The sequence below is a fragment of the Pseudomonas sp. Q1-7 genome, from assembly GCF_028010285.1.
In the GTDB taxonomy this organism is placed as follows: domain Bacteria; phylum Pseudomonadota; class Gammaproteobacteria; order Pseudomonadales; family Pseudomonadaceae; genus Metapseudomonas.
Genome location: NZ_CP116304.1, coordinates 4,569,392 through 4,588,944, shown reverse-complemented (window position 1 = coordinate 4,588,944; position 19,553 = coordinate 4,569,392). Strand labels below are relative to the sequence as shown.

Genomic DNA, 19,553 nt, shown 5'->3' with positions numbered 1-19,553 from the left:
ACATGAAAAGACTGATGTATTCCGGCGCCGGGCTGCTGCTGATCGCCCTGGCCTTCCTGGCGTTCAACATGCTCGCGGGCCTGACCCTGACCAATGCTCGGGTCGACCTCACTGAACAGAAGCTCTACACCATCTCCGACGGGACGAAGAAGATCCTTGGCGAGATCGACGAGCCCATCAACCTGTATTTCTTCTACTCCGACAAGACCGCCAAGGACCTGGTGGTGCTGCGCAATTACGCGCGGCGCGTGGAGGAAATGCTGAAGGCCTACGCACAGGCCGCCGACGGCAAGATCAAACTGCACGTCGTCGACCCCGAGCCCTTCTCCGAGGATGAGGACCGGGCCGCCGAGTTTGGCTTGCAGGCGATCCCGCTGCAGCAGGGGGGGGATCAGGTCTATTTCGGCCTGGCCGGTACCAATGGCGTGGATGACACCCAGATCATTCCGTTCTTCCCGCTGGACCAGGAGGAATTCCTCGAATATGAGATCAGCCGCCTGGTGCAGAGCCTGGCCACGCCGGAGCGTCCGGTGGTGGGGGTGCTCTCCGGGCTGCAGCTCAACGGCGGCTTCGACATGGCCAGCCGGCAGCCGACGCCGCCCTGGATGGTGATGGAGGAAATCCGCCAACTGTTCCAGATCGAGAGCCTGAAGGGCGACGTCGACCAGATCCCGGAGAAGGTTTCGGTGCTGCTGCTGGTGCATCCGAAGAACCTGTCGCAGCAAACCCTGTACGCCATCGACCAGTTCATTCTGCGCGGCGGAAAGCTGCTGGCGTTCGTCGACCCCTGGAGCGAGGCTGACCACGGCACGGCCATGGCGGGCGAGTCGGACGGCGACAAGTCTTCCGACCTGGAGCCCCTGTTCAAGGCGTGGGGCGTACAGATGCTGCCGGGCAAGGTCCTCGGCGACGGCGCCAACGCCATGTCGGTGAGCATGGGCCCGGACAAGCCGCCGGCGCGCCATGCCGCCTGGCTCAACCTGCCCAGACACAGCCTCGACCAGAGCGATATCAGTACCGCTGGGCTGGAAAACATCACCCTGGCCACCGCCGGTATCCTCAAGCCGCTGGACGGCGCCAAGACCCGCTTCGTACCCCTGATCCAGAGTTCCGAGTACGCCATGCCGTTCGATGTGCAGCGCTTTGGCATGCTGGCCGATCCCGAAGAGCTGATCCGCGAACTCAAGCCCACCGGCGAGCGCTACGCCGTGGCTGCGCGTATCAGTGGCCCGGCGCAGTCGGCCTTCCCCGACGGCATCGAGGGTCACAAGGATGGCCTTCAGTCTGCGGCGAACATCAACGTGATTGCCGTGGCCGACACCGACCTCCTCAGCGACCGCATGTGGGTGCAAGTGCAGGACTTCTTCGGCCAGCGCGTGCCCCAGCCCTGGGCCGACAACTCCGGCTTCGCCATCAACGCCCTGGATAACCTGGCCGGCTCCGACGCGCTGATCAGCGTGCGTTCCCGTGGCCGCTTCAGCCGCCCGTTCGACGTGGTGGAGAAGCTCCAGCGCGACGCCGAGGTGAAGTTCCGCGAACAGGAGCAGGCGCTCCAGCAGCGCCTCGCCGATACCGAGCAGAAGCTGGCGTCGCTGCAGCAGAACCAGGACCCGGCCAAGGCCCTGGAGCTGACCCCGGAACAGCAGGTCGCGCTACAGCAGTTCGTCCAGGAGAAACTGCGTATCCGCAAGGAACTGCGTGACGTGCGCTTCCAGCTCAATGCCAGCATCGAGGACCTGGGGCGCACCCTGAAATTCGTCAACATTGCCCTGGTGCCCCTGGTGCTGACCCTGGGCGTGCTGGCGCTGTGGTTCTGGCGCCGTCGGCGCAAGGCCTGAGGAGGACCGTATGGGACGTAACAGCCTGATTCTTCTCGCGCTCCTGGCTGCCGGCCTGGGCGCGGCCTACTACCTCCAGCAGGACGCCTCGCGACCGGCGTCCACGGTGTCCGGCAGCAGCCGCGAGCTGCTGCTGCCGGACCTGCAGGGCACGCTGTCGACCGTCACCGCCCTGGACGTGCGGCGTCCGGACCAGCCCGACGTGCGCCTGGCGCGCAAGGACGGCGTCTGGGTGTTGCCGGCCAAGGCCGACTACCCGGCGGCCGGCCAGCCTGTGGCGACGCTGCTGCGGGCGCTGGCCGAAGCGCGCAAGGTAGAAGCCAAGACCGCCAACCCCGAACTGCATGGCCGCGTCGGCCTGGCCGACAAGGGCGGTGTCGATGAGCAGGGCACACGCATCAAGCTGGAGCGCGGCGGCGAGCCCCCTCTGGAGCTGCTGGTGGGCAAGCCGGCGCAGCAGGGCAAGGGACAACTGGTTCGTCTGTATGGCGATAACCAGGTGTGGCTGGTGGACCAGGCCATGCCGATGCCGGTGAGCGAGCTCGCCTGGCTTGACCGGCGGGTGGCGGAAATTCCCTTCGCCAGCATCCGGCAGGTGGAGGTCGCCTACCCGAACGGAAGCCGCCTGACCGTCTACCGGGACTCGGCCTCCGAGCCCAATCTCAAGCTCAAGCAATTGCCCAAGGGGCGTCGCCTGGCCTACGAGGCGGCGGCCAACGGCATGGCGACCCTGTTCGCCGGCCTGGAGTTCGCCGACAACGCCCCCCTGGCGCAGGTGCAGTTCAAAGGCAAGCCGCTGCTGGAGTTCAGCCTGTCGACCTTCGATGGCGGTGAACTGCGGGGCGAGGTCCACGAGCAGGGTAAACAGCCCTGGCTGGTGCTCAAGGGCAAGGAAAAGCTCGCCGAGGAACGCGTGCCGGGCAAGCTTGACTGGGCTTATCGACTGGAGCCTTTCCAATATCAGGCCCTGGCCAAAACTCTCGAAGATGTACTCGCCGCCAAGTAAGGCAAGTGATGGAGGAAGGCGGTAAATCGGACAATGGATAGTTCATTTCCGCCTTGTTCTGTGCCCCATTTTGTACTCCCGAAGAACCAAAAAAGAGCGTCCAACCCGCATGGCACGGGCATTCCGTACTGTCATAAAAAAGTGCTTTTCAGCGCGAACTCTTGTCGTATACTCCGGTCGCGGTCAAAAAAAGAACGCCATTCGAATACCCGCTCCAAGCTTGATTCCGCCGGGGTTGGATATAACAAGAAGAACGTCTTTACCGCACCGTCGAAGCCCCCTCCAAAGGGGGCAAACAACAAAATTGCGAGTTGGAGAGAGCAGTAATGGCTGATCGTGAGATCGGAACCGTCAAGTGGTTCAATGACGCCAAGGGCTATGGTTTCATTCAGCGCGAAAGCGGTCCTGATGTGTTCGTTCACTACCGTGCTATCCGCGGCGAGGGGCATCGCTCTCTGCTGGAAGGCCAGAAGGTGGAGTTTTCCGTGATCCAGGGTCAGAAAGGCCTGCAGGCGGAAGACGTCGCCAAGGTCTGAAACTCAACAACAGAAGGCCCGTCAGTGACGGGCCTTTTGCTTTCTGTGGTGCCGGAGTTCGTCTCGCGGTAGCTCAATCGGTGCGCCAGATGATTTCCTGCTCGCCTTCCGCATTCACCTTGATCCAGCGGTCGGCGTCCTCTTCGCCCTGTGCTTCCTGCCAGCCGCCGGGCGCACAGCGAATTTCCACGCCAAGGGCCGCGAAGGCCGCGTGGGCGCAACCGAGGTCGTCTTCCCAGGGCGTGGCGTCGCTCTCCAGGTAGAGACTGTGCCACTTGCCAACCGCCTTCGGCAGCCAGGTGACGGGAATGTCCCCGGCCAGGCACTTGAAGGTCTGTCCCTTCTGTTGCCACGGCGTGCAGGAGCCCAGCGCAGTGTTGAGCCAGACGGTGACGGCTTCCTGGTCGGCATCCTTGAGGTAGATCTCGATATCGGGTTGGCGCATGGGGAACTCCCTAGTCTTTCTCGATCCAATCGTAGCGAATGGACACCGTCACATCGAAGGCATCGGCCACCACGGCAGCACGGCGTTCGGCATTGGCACGCCAGCCGTGGGGCGTCATGGCCAGGAGGTCGGCGCGCGCTTCGGCGTCGGCCAGGTTCAGGCGATAGCTCAGGGTTTCGCTGTGGGCCAGGCGCATGCCTGCCGGAATCTGTGCCAGGTGCTTCTGGTCGTCGTAGTCGCGCACTTCGTCATAGAGCTTTTCACGCAGCTCCAGCAGGTGATCGCGGGTCGGCCCCATGCGCAGCAGTCCGCCGCCGGGCGCCAACAGGCGCAGGGCTTCCTGCCAGTCCAGCGGGCTGAAGACGGAGGCCAACAGGTCGCAACTGGCATCGGCCAGGGGCACCCGCGCCATGCTCGCCACCATCCAGTGCAGTTGCGGGGCGCGGCGGCAGGCGCGCTTCACCGCCTCGCGGGAGATATCCAGCGCGTAGCCATCGGTAGCCGGCAGCGCCATGGCCAGTTGGCCGGTGTAGTAACCCTCGCCACATCCGATATCCAGCCAGCGCTCGGGATCGCGCTCGGCCGCGAGCGCCGCCAGGCGCGACGCCAGCGGCGCGTAATGCCCGCCGTCGAGGAATCGCCGGCGGGCTTCGACCATGGTGGCGTTGTCGCCCGGGTCGCGGCTCTTCTTGTGCTGCACCGGCAGCAGGTTGAAGTAACCCTGGCGGGCACGATCGAAGCTGTGGTTGGCCGGGCAGGTGACACCCTTGTCGCTGGCGGTCAGCGGGCCCTGGCAGAGGGGGCAGATGAGCTTCATTGGGCGAGCAGGCGGACCAGGGTCTGCTGGTAAATGTCGGTCAGCAGGTCGAGGTCGCTGGCCAGCACCCGTTCATTCACTTGGTGGATGGTGGCGTTCACCGGGCCCAGTTCGACCACCTGGGTGCCCAGGGTGGCGATGAAACGGCCGTCGGAGGTGCCGCCACTGGTGGACGGGGTGGTATCGCGGCCGGTGATGGCCTTGATGCTGGCGGAGACCGCGTCCAGCAGTTCGCCCGGCTGGGTGAGGAAGGGCAGGCCGGACAGCGCCCATTCCAGGTGGTAGTCCAGGCCGTGCTTGTCGAGGATCGTTTCGACTCGGCGTTGCAGCCCTTCCACCGTGGACTCGGTGGAGAAGCGGAAGTTGAATACCGCCACCAGTTCTCCCGGGATCACGTTAGTGGCGCCGGTGCCGGAGTTGAGGTTGGAAACCTGGAAGCTGGTCGGTGGGAAGAAGGCATTGCCGTCATCCCAGTGCTCGGCGGCCAGTTCCGCCAGGGCCGGCGCCGCCAGGTGGATCGGGTTCTTCGCCAGGTGCGGGTAGGCCACGTGGCCCTGTACGCCGCGCACCGTCAGCTTGCCGCCGAGGGAGCCGCGGCGGCCGTTCTTCACCACGTCGCCCACCAGGCTGGTGCTCGAGGGTTCGCCGACGATGCACCAGTCCAGGCGTTCACCGCGCGCGGCCAGGCGTTCGACCACCGCCTTGGTGCCGTGGTGGGCCGGGCCCTCCTCGTCACTGGTGATCAGGAAGGCGATGGCGCCCTGGTGATTCGGGTGCTCGGCGACGAAGCGCTCCACCGCCACCACCATGGCCGCCAGGCTGCCCTTCATGTCCGCCGCGCCACGGCCGCAGAGCATCCCCTGGTCATCGATCAGGGCATCGAACGGCTGGTGCTGCCAGGCCTGCACCGGGCCGGTGGGCACCACATCGGTATGGCCGGCAAAGCAGAGCACCGGGCCCTCACCGCCACGGATGGCCCAGAAGTTTTCCACATCCTCGATGCGCATGCGCTCGATGCGGAAGCCCAGGGCCTCCAGGCGGCGCATCATCAGGTCCTGGCAGCCTTCGTCGACCGGGGTGATCGAGGGACGGCGGATAAGCTCGCAGGCGAGTTCGAGGGTGGGGGACAGGGCAGGCATGGGGACTCCGGAAACACAGCGCGGGGGTGAAAGTGCGACATCTTAAAACAAGAACGGCGGCCATTGGCCGCCGTTTAAGGGGTTGTGCGCCAATCAGGCGGTCGCGACCTCGTTCTGCTCCTCTTCCTGACCTTTGGGCATGGAGGAGAGCAGGGCCATGATCAGCGATGCCACATAGGGCAGCGACTGCACCAGCAGCGTGGCCACCCAGAATTTCACATCCGGGCTGGGCATGCCCTGGACGATGGCGATGCCGATGGCCGCGCCCCACAGCAGGAGCATGATGAAGACTTCTTCGCGGGCTTCGGCCAGGGCCATCAACAGACCGTGGTTGCTGCGCATCTTCGGCGTGCGGAAGAAGGGGATGCTCTTGGTGAAGAAGCCGTAGAGCACCGCCTTGGCGATGGTGTGCGAGAGCGCGAGCCCCGCCACCGCCGCACAGAAGGCGTCTTTCAGGTTCACACCGACCGCGCGGCGGTAGAGGAACACGATCTTGCCGAGCTTGAAGAAGAACAGCGCCAGCGGCGGGATGGCGAAGATCAGCAGCGGCGGGTCGACCCGTTGCGGCACGATGATCATCGCCGCCGACCAGAGCAGCGCACCGACGGTGAAGAAGATGTTCAGGCCGTCGGCGACCCAGGGCAGCCAGCCGGCGATGAAGTGGTAGCGCTGGCCGTGCTTGAGCTTGGAGTCCTTGCCCAGGAACAGGCTGCGGGCGTGGCCCTTCATGATCTGGATGGCGCCGTAGGCCCAGCGGAAGCGCTGCTTCTTGTAGTCGATGAAGGTGTCCGGCATCAGGCCGCGGCCGAAGCTCTGGTGCGCGTAGGCGGCGGCGTAGCCGCTCTTGAACACGCGCAGGCCCAGTTCAGCGTCCTCGCAGATGGTCCAGTCGGCCCACTTCAGCTCGTCCATCACACTGCGGCGGATCATGGTCATGGTGCCGTGCTGGATGATGGCGTTGCGGTCGTTGCGGGTGACCATGCCAATGTGGAAGAAGCCCTTGTACTCCGCGTAGCAGAGGCGCTTGAAGGCGTTCTCGTTGCCGTCGCGGTAATCCTGCGGCGATTGCACCACGGCGATCTCCGGATCGGCGAAGTGCGGCACCATGTGCTTGAGCCAGTTGCGGTCGACGCAGTAGTCGGAGTCGATCACCGCCACCACTTCGGCGTCCGCCGCGGTGTGGGGCAGGATGTAGTTCAGCGCGCCGCCCTTGAAGCCTTCCAGCGGGGCGACGTGGAAGAACCTGAAGCGCGGACCCAACTGCTCGCAGTAGTCGCGCACCGGTTCCCAGACGGCGGGGTCCTTGGTGTTGTTGTCGATGATCAGGACTTCGTAGTCCGGGTAATCGAGGTTGGCCAGGGCGTCGAGGGTCTGTTTGACCATCTCCGGCGGCTCGTTGTAGCAGGGCACGTGCACGGACACCTTGGGACGGTAGGCCGCATCGGCCAGTACCGGCAGGAAGGGACGGCGGCGCTTGCGCACCCAGACCGCCTCGGCCAGTTCGTGGGCCTCGGTGAGCAGCACGATGAACACGCCGAGGGCACCGATGCCCAGCAGCAGGCCGACGGTAAGGCTGAACCAGGTGCTGTACTGCTGGCTGTAGTCGTAGGCGATCCACACCAGGGCGGAGCCCCCGGCGAAGGCGACGAAGGTCAGGAAGGTACGGCCGCGCTGGCGCAGGGCGCTGCCGTCGATCAGCGTCAGGGCGAGGGCGAGCAGGGCCATGACCACCGAGGCCACCGCCAGGATGCGCCACTGCGGAATGGCGATCACCGGACCTTCGAAAGCGAACTTGGGCTGGCGGTCGAGGTTGTAGACACCCCAGTAGGCGCCGACCGAGCCTTCGTCACTGGCCTTCCACGGTTGGTCGAAGGCTTCGATCACGAAATAGTTGTAGCCCTTGGCGTTGAGGGCGTTGACCAGGGTGCGCAGGTAGATGGCCTGGTCGGCCTGGGAAGCGTCGGCACCGCCGCGCATGCGGCCGTTGCTCGGCCAGCCCACCTCGGACAGCAGCAGCGGCTTCTTCGGGAAGGCCTTCTTCAGGTCCTTGGCGCGCTCCAGGACGAACTCGGTGGAGTCCTCCATCGGCACGAATTCCCAGTACGGCAGCACGTGGGCCGCGACCAGGTCGACGTGCTTGGCCAGTTCCGGGTACTTCATCCAGATGTGCCACTGCTCGGAGGTGGTCACCGGTACCTTCACGGCGGCGCGCACGCGATCCAGGTAGGCCATCAGGTCCTTGCGGCTGATTTCGCGGCGGAACAGCGCCTCGTTGCCCACCACCACGCGCACCACGCTACGCGAGGCGTTGGCGATTTCGATGGCCTTGGCGATTTCGCGCTCGTTGCGTTCTTCGTCCGGACTGATCCACACGCCCAGGGTCACGCGCAGGCCGAACTCTTCGGCCAGGCGCGGAATGTCGGCCAGGGTGCCGTCCACCGAGTAGGTGCGGATGTTGTCGGTCTGCTTGCTCAGCAGCTCGAGGTCCTGGCGGATCTGTGCGTCGCTGGGGTAACGGTTCTGCTGGGGATTCTGGTCCGCGCGGAAGGGGGAGAAGGAGTAGCCGGAGATCTGTTCCGGCCAGTCCGGCGCGGTGACCGGGCGGTTGTAGAGCGCCCAGATGCCGGTGAACAACGCGGCGACCGCCACGAAGACCACCAGATTGAGTCCAAATTTACGCGATGGCATAGAGGTCCAAGGGTTCCGAATCGTGGAACTGGGTGCCGTACGAGATCGATACGCGGTTGATCGTTTTTCGTACGAAACCTGGGGTAGGGCCAGCGGTTCGCTGGTCGGCGCGAATCCTACTCTGGCGCCCAACAGCTGTATAGATTGCGACCAGCGAGGAAAGCCGGATGGCTGTCCCCTGCCGGAGGATTTGTGTGTCGGAAGGGGGCAGAAGTTCTATCCGCGTGGGGAAAACCGCTTCGGATCGTCCCCGGATGGCTTCAGAGGGCCCGCAGCAGGATTCGCTCGCTCGCGTCCAGGTCCAGGTCGCGGTGTTCGCTCAAGGCGGTCATGCCGTGGCGCGCCAGCTGCGCCAGGACCTGGGGGATCACATCGGCGTCCAGACCGTGCTCGGACAGCCGGGTGGGCACCCCCATGCGCTTGAAGAAATCGCGGGTGGCCTGGATGGCGGCGTCGATGCGCTGCTCTTCGTCGCCCTCCTTCAGGCCCCAGACGCGGGTAGCGTACTGCAGCAGCTTCTCGCGCTTGACCTGGCGACGCTCGGCGAGCAACGCCGGCAGTACCACGGCCAGGGTCTGGGCGTGGTCGATGTGGTAGAGGGCGGTCAATTCGTGGCCGATCATGTGGGTCGACCAGTCCTGGGGCACACCGCAGCCGAGCAGGCCATTGAGGGCCTGGGTGGCACACCACATCAGGTTGGCGCGTACCGCGTAGTCCTCGGGGGTGGCCAGGGCCTTCGGGCCTTCCTCTATGAGTGTCAGCAACAGGCCCTCGGCGTAGCGGTCCTGCAGCGGCGCGTCGGCCGGGTAGGTCAGGTACTGCTCGATGGTGTGGACGAAGGCGTCCACCACGCCGTTGCCGATCTGCCGGGGCGGCAGGCTGAAGGTGGTGCGCGGGTCGAGGATGGCGAAGCGCGGGTAGAGCAGGGCGCTGGAGAAGGGCAGTTTTTCCTGGCGGGCGACATGGGTGACCACCCCATGGGGATTGCTCTCGGAACCGGTGGCGGCCAGGGTCAGCACGCAACCCATGGGCAGGGCGGCGGTGATGCGGGTGCCACGCAGCAGGTCCAGCGGGTCGCCCTCGTAGCAGGCCGCGGCGGCGACGAACTTGCTGCCGTCGATCACCGAACCGCCGCCGACGGCGACGATGAAATCGCAGTGCTCGGCCCGCGCCCGCTCGGCGGCCTTGACCAGGGTGTCGAACTGCGGATTGGCCTCGATGCCGCCGAAACGGGTCAATTGGTGGTCGGCCAGGGCTTGTTCCACCTGTTGCCACACGCCGTTCTGGAAGATGCTGCCGCCGCCGTGGGTGACCAGCACCCGGCTGCCTGCCGGTACGTCGCGCGCCAGCTTGCTGATCTGGCCCTCGCCGAAGTGGATGCGGGTGGGGTTATAGAAGGAGAAGTTGCGCATGACCGGCTCCCTTGTCGTGATCGGCCGACTATAGCCCCGGTGGACCCTGGGCGAACCTATGGGGCGCCATTCAGCGGCAATGGACTTGGGCCGGGGGATAGCGCTTCCTATAATGCGCGCCCGCCCGAAGGTTGGCGATGGGAGTGATCGGCATGAGTACAGACGAACGTTTCGGCGGAATTGCCCGGCTTTATGGCCTGGAAGGGCTGGCGCGCCTGCAGGCGGCCCATGTGGCGGTGGTCGGCATCGGCGGCGTGGGTTCCTGGGCGGCCGAAGCCCTGGCGCGTTCCGGGGTGGGGGAGATTTCCCTGTTCGACCTGGACGATGTCTGCATCACCAACACCAACCGCCAGGTGCACGCACTGGAGGGCGCCGTGGGCAAGGCCAAGGTGGAGGTGATGGCGGAGCGCATCCGCGCCATCAACCCGGCCTGTGTGGTGCATGCGGTGGCGGATTTCGTCACCCGCGAAACCATGGCCGAGTACATCACCCCCGAACTGGACGCGGTGATCGACTGCATCGACAGCGTGGGGGCCAAGGCGGCGCTGATCGCCTGGTGCAAGCGGCGCAAGATCCAGATCGTCACCACCGGTGGTGCGGGCGGCCAGGTGGACCCGGCGCAGATCCAGGTCGCCGACCTGAACAAGACCTTCAACGACCCCCTGGCGGCCAAGGTGCGTTCCATGCTGCGCCGCGACTACAACTTCTCCCGCACGCCCGGCCGCACCTATAGCGTGCCCTGTGTGTTCTCCACCGAGCAGCTGCGCTACCCGAAGCCGGACGGTTCGGTGTGCCAGCAGAAGAGTTTCGTCGGCGAGGGTGTGAAGCTGGACTGCGCCGGCGGCTTCGGCGCGGTGATGATGGTCACGGCCACCTTCGGCATGGTGGCGGCGGCGCGCATCGTGGATAAGTTGGTGGCGGGGGCGAGGCGTCCGTCGGAGCGCAAGCCGTAGATCGTGGCGGAGTGGCGCCCACGACCGTGTCGTTGGGCTTTGTTGCTTGGCGTTAACCTACGCGGCCATCTCGCGCATTTTCTTGAGTACGGCATTCAGGCCGTTGCTGCGCGAGGGCGACAGCTGCCGGCCCAGCCCCAGTTGATTGAACCAGTCGGCCAGGTCGATTGCCGCCAGCTCTTCGCCGGGCAGGCCATCGACCCGCGCCAGCAGCACGGCCAGCAGGCCGCGAATCAGCCGGGCGTCGCTGGCGGCGCGGAAGTGCCAGTGCGCGTCCCGCCATTCGCCCACCAGCCAGACCTGGCTTTCGCAGCCGTGAACGCGGTTGTCATCGATGCGTTCGGCGTCGCTCAGGGCGTCCAGCCGTTCGCCCCACTGCATCAGCAGGCGTGCGCGCTGTTCCCAGCCGCCGGCTGCGGTAAAGGTGTCCAGCGCTTCGCGGGCCTTCTCCGGCAGGCTCATCGCAGCAACTCCAGGGCCTTGTCGAGGGCGCAGAAGAAGCGCTCCAGATCGTCGCCGTCGTTGTAGAAACCCAGGGAGACACGGATCGCGCCCTGTACGCCGAGGCTCCGCATCAGTGGCATGGCGCAATGATGGCCGGCGCGAACGGCAATGCCCTGCTCGGTGAGCAGGTGCGCCAGGTCGGCGTTATGCACACCTTCTACGGTGAAGCTGGCCAGGGCCAGTTGGGGCTCGCCCAGCAGACGCACGCCATCCCGCGCACCGAGGCCGGCCAGCAGCTTGACGTGCAGGGCGGCCTCGTGGCCGGCGACGGCGGCGGCGTCCAGGTGGTCCAGGTAATCCAGTGCCGCGCCCAGGCCGATCACCGAGGCGATGGCCGGGGTGCCGGCTTCGAAGCCCAGGGGCGCGCCGTGGAAGTCAGCGCTCTGGTAGTCGGCGCTGTGGACCATCTCCCCGCCGAATTGCCAATGTTTCAGCTGCTTCAGTGCCTCGCTGCGGCCATAGAGCACACCGACGCCATCCGGCCCGTAAAGTTTGTGGCTGGAGAAGGTATAGAAGTCGCAGCCCAGGGCGCGCACGTCATGGCGGCCATGCACCGCGCCCTGGGCGCCGTCGATCACCGTCAGGGCGCCTTGGGTACGGGCCAGGGGCAGCAAGTCGGTCAGCGGCTGCCAGCGGCCGAGCACATTGGACAGCTGGCTCACCGCCAGCAGCCGGGTACGTGGCCCAATCAGCCGACGCGCCTGCTCCAGGTCGACCAGGCCGCTCCGGTCCAGCGGCAGCACCACCAGCTTGAGCTGCTTGCGTAGGGCCAGTTGCTGCCAGGGCAGCAGGTTGGCGTGGTGTTCCAGGGCGCTGATGACGATTTCGTCACCGGGCTGGAACAGGTGCTCGAGGCCATAGGCCAGCAGGTTGATGGCCTCGGTGGTGCCTCGGGTGAAGAGGATTTCCGCCGGGCTCGCGGCATTCAGCCAGTGCGCCGCCTGGGTCCGGCAGGCTTCGAAGGCACGGGTCGCGCGCTCTGCGGGCAGGTGCTGGGCACGGTGTACGTTGGCTGCGCCGCTGGCGTAGTAGCCGAGCAGGGCGTCCAGCACGGCCTGGGGCTTTTGCGAGGTGGCGGCGCTGTCCAGGTAGGTCTGCCCCTCGGCCGCCAGGGCCGAAAGGGCGGGGAAGTCGGAGCGCCAGGAGGAGGTCAGGGACATGGCTTGCGGCACACGAAAATGGAAGATGGAGCGCTGCGGGTGACGGCCGGTTGGAACGAGAACAGGCCTGGCTGCACATCCTACTGAGTGTAAACGAGCATCCGGGCCTGATCCCGACACAGCATGGCCTGGCGCAGCGGCTTCAGGCCAATTTTTCAGTTGTGCGCGTGGAGGGCTTCATTCAGCTCGATTGCGGTCTTGTTGGTCTTGCACTCCACGGCGCCGTTCTGTGAATTGCGGCGGAACAGCAAGTCAGGCTGGCCGGCCAGGTCGCGGGCCTTGACCACTTTCACCAGTTGGTTCTGGTCGTCCAGCAGGGCCACCTTGGTGCCAGCGGTGATGTACAGGCCGGCTTCGACGATGTTGCGGTCGCCCAGCGGGATGCCGATGCCAGCGTTGGCGCCGATCAGGCAGCCTTCGCCCACGGAGATGACGATGTTGCCGCCGCCGGACAGGGTGCCCATGGTGGAGCAGCCACCGCCGAGGTCCGAGCCCTTGCCCACGAAGACGCCGGCCGAGACGCGGCCTTCGATCATGCCCGGGCCTTCGGTGCCGGCGTTGAAGTTGATGAAGCCTTCGTGCATCACGGTGGTGCCTTCACCTACATAGGCGCCCAGGCGCACGCGGGCGGTGTCGGCGATGCGCACGCCGGCCGGCACCACGTAGTCGGTCATTTTCGGGAACTTGTCCACGGAGAAGACCTCCAGCAGCTCGCCCTTCAGGCGGGCTTCCAGCTGGCGCTCGGCCAGTTCGGCCAGGTCAATGGCGCCCTGGCTGGTCCAGGCCACATTCGGCAGCAACGGGAAGATGCCGGTCAGGTTCAGGCCGTGGGGCTTGGCCAGACGGTGGGACAGAAGGTGCAGCTTGAGGTAGGCCTCGGGGGTCGAGGTCAGCGCGGCGTCTTCGGCCAGCAGGGTGGCCACCAGCGGCTTCTGGCTCTCGGCCAGGCGGGTCAGCAGTGCGGCCTGGGCAGCGTCGATGTCCTTCAGCGCGCTGGCCAACTGGGTGGCCTGGGCATTGCTCATGGCGATGGCCTGGTTGCCGGCGCTGTAGCCGAGGACCGGGGCGATGGCGGCCACCAGTTGCTCGGACGGTTTGAGCAGCGGCTGGGCGTAGAAGACTTCCAGCCAGTTGCCCTGGCGGTTCTGGGTGCCGACGCCGAAGGCGATGCTGAAGAGTGCGTTGGACATGGGGATTCCTCTTGCGTGAAAGGGTTGATCAGGCGGGACGACGGCTGAGCAGCAGGCCCAGCCCCGCGCTGCCCAGCAGGGCGGCGCAGCCACGGTTGAACAGGCGCCGGGCGTGAGGCCCGGCGAGCAGACGGCCGAGATGCAGCCCGGCCAGGGCATAGAGCAGGATGGCCAGCCATTCCAGGGCCAGGAAAGTGATGCCCAGGGCCAGGAACTGCGGGCCGACCGCCTGCTGCGGATTGACGAACTGCGGCAGGAAGGCGGTGAAGATCAGGATCGCCTTGGGGTTGCCGGCGGCGACCCAGAACTCCTGGCGCGATAGCTTCCACAGGGACTGCCGCGCGCCTTCGCCCGGTTCGGCGAAGCCAGTGCCCGGCGCGCGCCAGAGCTGGAAGGCCAGCCAGAACAGGTAGCCGGCGCCCAGCAGCTTGATGGCCAGGAACAGCGTGGCCGAAGCCTGCAGCACCAGGGCCAGTCCGGAGGCGGCGAGGGCAATCATCCCGGCGAAGGCCAGCAGCCGGCCGGTGCCGGCCAGGCAGGCCTGGCGAACGCCCTGGCGCACCGCATTGTGCAGCGACAGCAGATTGTTCGGCCCCGGCGCCAGGTTCAGCGCGAAGCACGCCGGAATGAACAGTGCCCAGGCAATATCCATGGCTACTTGAACGCGGCGGCGTAGATGTCGGGCTTGAAGCCGACCAGGGTACGGTTGCCCAGATCCAGCACCGGACGCTTGATCATGGACGGCTGGGCCAGCATCAGGGCAATGGCCTTGTCCTGGTCGAGGTCGACCTTCTGCGCATCCTCCAGCTTGCGGAAGGTGGTGCCGGCGCGGTTCAGGACGGTCTCCCAACCATGCTCGGCGCACCATTTCTCCAGGCTGGCGCGGTCGATGGCGGACGCCTTGTAGTCATGGAAGCTGTAGGCCACATCGTGCTCTTCGAGCCAGGTGCGGGCTTTCTTCATGGTGTCGCAGGCCTTGATGCCGTAAAGGGTGATGCTCATTTTCACGTGTCCTTCGAGTCTCACAGTCCCTTGATGAAGTCGCGGATGCGTTCGCCGGCTTCGACGCACTCGGCCAGCGGGGCCACCAGGGCCATGCGTACGCGGCCGGCGCCGGGATTGAAACCGTCGACGGCGCGCGACAGGTAGGAGCCGGGTACCACGGTGACGTGCTCGCGGGCGAACAGTTCGCGGGTGAAGGTTTCGTCGTCCACCGGGGTCTTCGGCCAGAGGTAGAAGCCGCCATCGGGCCGCTGTACGTCCAGCACCGGGCCGAGGATATCCAGCATGGCGTCGAATTTCTCGCGGTACAGGGCGCGGTTGGCGCGCACGTGCACTTCGTCGTTCCAGGCGGCGACGCTGGCCAGTTGGGTTTGCACCGGCATGGCGCAGCCGTGGTAGGTGCGGTAGAGCAGGAACGCCTTGAGAATGTCGGCGTCGCCGGCGACGAAGCCGGAGCGCAGGCCCGGCAGGTTGGAACGCTTGGACAGGCTGTGGAACACCACGCAGCGCTTGAAGTCGTTGCGGCCCAGTTCGGCGCAGGCGGTGAGCAGGCCGGCCGGCGGGTTCTGCTCGTCGAAATAGAGCTCGCTGTAGCACTCGTCGGCGGCGATCACGAAGTCGTGCTCGTCGGCCAGGGCGATCAGCTTCTTCAGGGTCTCCAGCGGGATCAGCGCGCCGGTGGGGTTGCCCGGGGAGCAGAGGAAGAGGATCTGGCAGCGCTGCCAGACCGCTGCCGGAACGGCGTCGAAGTCCGGGTTGAAGCCGTTTTCCGCCAGGCACGGGAGGTAGTGCGGCTCGGCGCCGGCCAGCAGGGCCGCACCTTCATAGATCTGGTAGAAGGGGTTGGGGCTGACCACCAGGCCACTGTCGGCGCGGTTGACCACGGCCTGGGTGAAGGCGAACAGCGCCTCGCGGGTACCGTTCACCGGCAGGACGTGACGGGCGGCGTCGAGCCAGCCGGCCGGGACCTTGAAGCGGCGCTCGCACCAGTGGGCGATGGCCTCGCGCAGGGCGGGGATGCCCAGGGTAGTCGGATAGACCGCCAGTTGTTCGAGGTTGGCCGCCAGGGCTTCGGCGACGAAGGCCGGGGAGCGGTGCTTGGGCTCGCCGATGGACAGGGCGATGGCCTTCTTTTCCGCCGGCGGCTGGGCACCGGCCAGCAGAGCGCGGAGTTTCTCGAAGGGGTAGGGCTGCAACTGGTTCAGGGCGTCGTTCATGTGTAGGGCGTCAACAGGGAGCTCGTGGGTGGAACGGTGCAATCCGGCCTGCGGCCTTATTGCACCCTACGGGATCAGATGCTTATTCGTGTGGTATCCAGGTTCTGTCCGTTGGCCTGGGACAGCTGGGAGATGATGGCCTCCTGCAGCCGCTGGCAGAGCTGGGGATCGGAAAGCGGCTGGTTGTTGGCGTCGGTGACGAAGAACACGTCTTCCACCCGCTCGCCGAGGGTGGCGATCTTGGCGTTCTGCAGCGACAGGTCGAACTCCAGGAAGATGCGGCCGATGCGCGCCAGCAGACCGGGGCGGTCGGGGGCGGTCAGTTCGAGGATGGTCACTGGGCGCTGGGCGTCGTTGGAGATAGTCACCCGCGGCGGGAAGGCGAAATGCTTGAGCTGTCGCGGTACGCGGCGCTGGATGATGGCCGGGTATTCGTCCGGGTTCTTCAGGGTGTCGATCAGGCCTTCGCGGATCTCACGAATGCGCGCGGGGTTATCGCCGATCCGCCCGCCGTCGGCGTCGAGCACGATGTAGGTGTCGAGGGTGAACTGGCTGGTGGAGGTGAGAATCCGCGCATCGTGGATGTTCAGGTTGAGCTGGCTCATGGCGGCCACCGTCACGGCGAAGAAGTCGTGTTGGTCGGGGGCGTAGATGAAGATCTGGGTGGCGCCCTCGAACTCGCGCTGGGCGGTTTCCTTTATCAGCACCAGCGGGTCGTTGCCGGCGGGGTGCTGGAGGATGGCCTCGGTATGCCAGGCCACGTCGTTGGCGGTGTGGCGCAGGAAATAGTCGTCGCCCAGTTGCGACCAGAGCTGTTCGGCCTCGTCCTGGTCGATGCCGCTGCGCACCAAGATGTCGATGGCGGCGGTCTGGGTCTGGCGGATCTGCTCCTCGCGGTCCAGCGGATTTTCCAGGCCACGGCGCAGGGCGCGCTTGGTCTCGGTGTAGAGCTGGCGCAGCAGGCTGGCGCGCCAGGAGTTCCACAGGCTCGGGTTGGTGGCGTTGATGTCGGCCACGGTGAGCACATAGAGGTAGTCCAGACGGGTCTGGTCACCCACCAGGCGGGCGAAATCGTAGATCACCTGCGGGTCGGAGAGGTCCTTGCGCTGGGCGGTGGTGGACATCACCAGGTGGTGCTGCACCAGCCAGGCCACCAGGCGTGAGTCCCAGGCCGGCAACTGGTGGCGGGCACAAAAAATCTCGGCGTCTACCGCACCCAGCTCGGAGTGGTCGCCACCCCGGCCCTTGCCGATGTCGTGGTAGAGGCCGGCGAGGTAGATCAGCTCCGGCTTGGGCAGCTTGTCCATGAGCTTGCTGGCCAGGGGGAATTTTTCCGCCAGCTCCGGCCACTTCAGCTTGCGCAGGTGCTTGATCAGGTTGAGGGTGTGGGCGTCCACCGTGTAGATGTGGAACAGGTCGTGCTGCATTTGCCCGATGATCTGGCCGAACTCCGGCAGGTAGCGGCCGAGGATGCCGTAGCGGTTCATCCGCCGCAGGTTGCGGTGGATGCCCTGGGCCGACTTGAACAGCTCGATGAACAGGCTGGTGTTGCGGATGTCCTTGCGGAAGTCGTCGTCGATCAGGTGGCGGCTGTCGCGCAGCAGGCGGATGGTGTCGGCGCGCACACCCTTGATCTCCGGGTGCTGGGCCATCAGCACGAAGATTTCCAGCATGGCGAAGGGGGTGCGTTTGAAAACGTTGGGGTGGGTGACTTCGATATAGCCGTCGCGCAACTGGAAGCGGCTGTTCAGCGGCTGCGCCTGGCCGGTTTCGCCCGCCCGCAGGATGACTTCCTCGAAGTGCTGGTTGATCAGGTCGCTGAGTTCGGAAACGCCCATCACCACGCGGTAGTACTTCTGCATGAAGCGCTCGATGCCGAGCTTGCCGTCGCCGTCCTCGAAGCCGAGCAGGGTGGCGATCTTGCGCTGGTGGTCGAACAGCAGACGGTCTTCGGCGCGGCCGGCGAGCATGTGCAGCGCGTAGCGCACTTTCCAGAGGAATTCCTGGCTGGAGGCCAGCATGCTGCACTCGCTTTCCACCAGGAAGCCCTGCTGCACCAGGCCGTGAAGATTGAGGCTGCCGAACTGGCGGCGGGCCACCCAGAGAATGGTCTGGATATCCCGCAGGCCGCCTGGCGAACCCTTCACATTGGGCTCCAGGTTGTACTCGGTGTCGTTGTACTTGGCGTGGCGCGCCTTCTGTTCGGTGCGCTTGGCCAGGAAGAAGTGCTTGCTCGGCCACATCTGCTCCGGGCTGGTCACTTCCAACATGCGTTGGCGCAGGTGTTCGGGGCCGGCGACGGTGCGGCTTTCCATCAGGTTGGTGATCACCGTCAGGTCGGCGCGGGCCTCTTCGGCGCACTCGGCCACCGAGCGCACGCTCTGGCCGACTTCCAGGCCGATATCCCAGAGCAGGGTGAGGAAACCCTCGATGGGTTCGCGGAAGACTTCGTGGTCGGCGCTGTCCAGCAGGATCAGCAGGTCGATGTCGGAATAGGGGTGCAGCTCGCCGCGCCCGTAGCCGCCCACTGCCAGCAAGGCGATGTCGGCGTCTTCGCTCCAGCCGAAGCGTTCCCAGGCCGCACGCAGGATCTGGTCGACGAACCAGGCGCGGTCCTCCACCAGTCGGCGGATATCGCGGCCGCTGGCGAAGCGGTTGTCGAGCACGTCGCGGGCCTGGCGAATGGCCTTCTTGAAGGCAGCGATTGGGCTGGACTTCAAGGCCAGTTCCGCCTGGAACTGCCCGCGGTCGAACAACTCGGGATCCACCTGCGGCATGGGGCTGCTTTCCTTATATAGGCCGTTACAGGGACGAGGTGCGGGGCAGGGTGTCGTCGCCGCGCAAGGTGAGGATCTCGTAGCCGTCGGCGGTCACCAGGACGGTGTGCTCCCATTGGGCGGAGAGCTTGCGGTCCTTGGTGATGGCGGTCCAGCCGTCGCCCAGCAGGCGGGTTTCCGGACGGCCCTGGTTGATCATCGGCTCGATGGTGAAGGTCATGCCTTCCTTCAGTTCCATGCCGGTGCCGGCGCGGCCGTAGTGCAGGACCTGGGGCTCCTCGTGGAACACCGCGCCGATGCCGTGGCCGCAGTATTCGCGCACCACCGAGTAGCCCAGCTTCTCGGCGTGCTTCTGGATGACTTCGCCGATATCGCCCAGGCGCGCGCCCGGCTTGACCAGCTGGATGCCCTTGTACATGCACTCCTGGGTAACCCGGCAGAGCTTTTCGGCCCATTCCGGCGCCTTGCCGACCAGGAACATCTTGCTGGTGTCGCCGTGGTAACCGTCCTTGATGACCGTGACGTCGATATTGACGATGTCACCATCCTTCAGCGGCTTCTCGTTGGGGATGCCGTGGCACACCACGTGGTTGACCGAGGTGCAGATGGACTTGGGGAAGCCCTTGTAGTTCAGGGGGGCCGGGATGGCCTGCTGCACATTGACGATGTAGTCGTGGCAGATGCGGTCCAGCTCCTCGGTGGTCACGCCGGGTTTGACATGCTCGCCGATCATCTCCAGCACTTCGGCGGCCAGGCGGCCGGCAACGCGCATTTTCTCGATTTCGGCGGGCGTCTTGATGGTGGCGGTCATATTCGGTCTCGGGCGCAAACGGAAAAGGCCTGATATTAACAGCTTCAAGCCGCAAGCC

The 19,553-nt window shown here is 65.7% G+C and carries 17 protein-coding genes; 4 read left to right on the top strand and 13 right to left on the bottom strand.

All coding sequences use genetic code 11. From position 1 onward, the window contains the following. Positions 1–2 precede the first annotated feature (2 nt). From PJW05_RS21300 to PJW05_RS21290, 3 genes are all read left to right on the top strand, one after another. Positions 3–1,838 carry a GldG family protein gene (locus PJW05_RS21300; protein WP_271408937.1) on the top strand — a complete coding sequence of 612 codons (1,836 nt, stop codon included), beginning with the start codon at positions 3–5 and terminating at the stop codon, positions 1,836–1,838. Positions 1,839–1,848: 10 nt separating this feature from the next. After that, complete coding sequence (locus PJW05_RS21295) at positions 1,849–2,844, top strand: DUF4340 domain-containing protein (protein ID WP_271408936.1); 996 nt, start codon at positions 1,849–1,851, stop codon at positions 2,842–2,844. Between the two features lie 326 nt (positions 2,845–3,170). Then, entirely contained in the window at positions 3,171–3,380 is a 210-nt protein-coding gene (locus PJW05_RS21290; protein WP_004421058.1) for a cold-shock protein, read from the top strand. 73 nt (positions 3,381–3,453) lie between these two features. On the opposite strand, the gene PJW05_RS21285 is transcribed toward PJW05_RS21290, so the two are convergent. From PJW05_RS21285 to PJW05_RS21265, 5 genes are all read right to left on the bottom strand, one after another. Beyond that, positions 3,454–3,825: a hypothetical protein gene (locus PJW05_RS21285; RefSeq protein WP_271408935.1), complete on the bottom strand. Its 372-nt coding sequence runs from the start codon at positions 3,823–3,825 to the stop codon at positions 3,454–3,456. A gap of 10 nt (positions 3,826–3,835) precedes the next feature. After that, a complete protein-coding gene (locus PJW05_RS21280; RefSeq protein ID WP_271408934.1) occupies positions 3,836–4,642 on the bottom strand; it encodes a putative RNA methyltransferase in 807 nt (268 codons plus the stop codon). Beyond that, positions 4,639–5,781 (bottom strand): succinyl-diaminopimelate desuccinylase, encoded by a 1,143-nt coding sequence (gene dapE, locus PJW05_RS21275; protein WP_271408933.1) that lies wholly within the window; start codon positions 5,779–5,781, stop codon positions 4,639–4,641. Before dapE ends, PJW05_RS21280 begins: the two co-directional genes overlap by 4 nt. Before the next feature lie 93 nt (positions 5,782–5,874). Continuing rightward, the gene (locus PJW05_RS21270) at positions 5,875–8,469 is read right to left on the bottom strand and encodes a glycosyltransferase (RefSeq protein WP_271408932.1); all 2,595 of its coding nucleotides are present in this window, start codon (positions 8,467–8,469) and stop codon (positions 5,875–5,877) included. Between the two features lie 260 nt (positions 8,470–8,729). Continuing rightward, the gene (locus tag PJW05_RS21265; RefSeq protein ID WP_271408931.1) at positions 8,730–9,881 is read right to left on the bottom strand and encodes an iron-containing alcohol dehydrogenase; all 1,152 of its coding nucleotides are present in this window, start codon (positions 9,879–9,881) and stop codon (positions 8,730–8,732) included. 152 nt (positions 9,882–10,033) lie between these two features. Here PJW05_RS21265 and tcdA point away from each other — a divergent pair, with 152 nt between their 5' ends. Then, the gene (gene tcdA, locus PJW05_RS21260; protein ID WP_271408930.1) at positions 10,034–10,834 is read left to right on the top strand and encodes a tRNA cyclic N6-threonylcarbamoyladenosine(37) synthase TcdA; all 801 of its coding nucleotides are present in this window, start codon (positions 10,034–10,036) and stop codon (positions 10,832–10,834) included. Positions 10,835–10,891: 57 nt separating this feature from the next. Here tcdA and PJW05_RS21255 read toward each other — a convergent pair whose 3' ends face one another. The 8 genes from PJW05_RS21255 to map all read right to left on the bottom strand — a co-directional run bounded on the left by PJW05_RS21255 (position 10,892) and on the right by map (position 19,495). Next, positions 10,892–11,296 (bottom strand): SufE family protein, encoded by a 405-nt coding sequence (locus PJW05_RS21255; RefSeq protein WP_271408929.1) that lies wholly within the window; start codon positions 11,294–11,296, stop codon positions 10,892–10,894. After that, a complete protein-coding gene (locus PJW05_RS21250) occupies positions 11,293–12,498 on the bottom strand; it encodes an aminotransferase class V-fold PLP-dependent enzyme (protein WP_271408928.1) in 1,206 nt (401 codons plus the stop codon). Before PJW05_RS21250 ends, PJW05_RS21255 begins: the two co-directional genes overlap by 4 nt. Positions 12,499–12,653: 155 nt before the next feature. After that, positions 12,654–13,688 (bottom strand): 2,3,4,5-tetrahydropyridine-2,6-dicarboxylate N-succinyltransferase, encoded by a 1,035-nt coding sequence (dapD, locus tag PJW05_RS21245; protein WP_271408927.1) that lies wholly within the window; start codon positions 13,686–13,688, stop codon positions 12,654–12,656. A gap of 28 nt (positions 13,689–13,716) precedes the next feature. Then, positions 13,717–14,340 (bottom strand): LysE family translocator, encoded by a 624-nt coding sequence (locus PJW05_RS21240; RefSeq protein ID WP_271408926.1) that lies wholly within the window; start codon positions 14,338–14,340, stop codon positions 13,717–13,719. Between the two features lie 2 nt (positions 14,341–14,342). Further along, positions 14,343–14,690: an ArsC family reductase gene (locus PJW05_RS21235; protein WP_271408925.1), complete on the bottom strand. Its 348-nt coding sequence runs from the start codon at positions 14,688–14,690 to the stop codon at positions 14,343–14,345. Positions 14,691–14,710: 20 nt separating this feature from the next. Next, positions 14,711–15,907 carry a succinyldiaminopimelate transaminase gene (gene dapC / locus PJW05_RS21230; protein ID WP_271408924.1) on the bottom strand — a complete coding sequence of 399 codons (1,197 nt, stop codon included), beginning with the start codon at positions 15,905–15,907 and terminating at the stop codon, positions 14,711–14,713. A 74-nt stretch (positions 15,908–15,981) separates the two neighbouring features. Next, on the bottom strand, positions 15,982–18,684 hold the full coding sequence (locus PJW05_RS21225; protein ID WP_271408923.1) for a [protein-PII] uridylyltransferase: 2,703 nt from the start codon (positions 18,682–18,684) through the stop codon (positions 15,982–15,984). Between the two features lie 25 nt (positions 18,685–18,709). Further along, entirely contained in the window at positions 18,710–19,495 is a 786-nt protein-coding gene (gene map / locus PJW05_RS21220; protein ID WP_271408922.1) for a type I methionyl aminopeptidase, read from the bottom strand. Positions 19,496–19,553: the final 58 nt, after the last annotated feature.